General features: G+C 62.5%; 1 protein-coding gene. It reads left to right on the plus strand.

Annotation, left to right across the window (positions count from 1 at the left end):
• Positions 1-73 precede the first annotated feature (73 nt).
• A partial coding sequence (locus E5162_RS15235; RefSeq protein WP_422392778.1) for a thioredoxin domain-containing protein occupies positions 74-304 on the plus strand: 231 nt, incomplete at its 3' end.

Raw genomic sequence — 304 nt, forward strand, 5'->3', positions numbered from 1 at the left:
CGAACTGCAGCGCCGGGCGCGCCAGCGCGAGCAGAGCTCGCTATTCGAGAATGTCGAAAAGTGGAGCGCAGCCCTGTTTGAAGATCCGCGCGATCCGGTCACCGGCCCGGATGATGAGGCCGTCACCAGCGTTGAGTTCTTCGATTACAAATGCGGCTTTTGCCGTCGCTCGCATGAGTGGGTCACCGACGTTCTGGACGCGCACGGCGACCAGGTTCGTTTCGTATTCAAGGAATTCCCGGTACTCGGGCCAGAATCGGTAGAAGCGTCCCGCGCCGCGCTTGCCGTCTGGCGGACGCAGCCT

The sequence above is a fragment of the Marinicauda pacifica genome (genome assembly GCF_004793635.1).
Taxonomy (GTDB): domain Bacteria; phylum Pseudomonadota; class Alphaproteobacteria; order Caulobacterales; family Maricaulaceae; genus Marinicauda; species Marinicauda pacifica.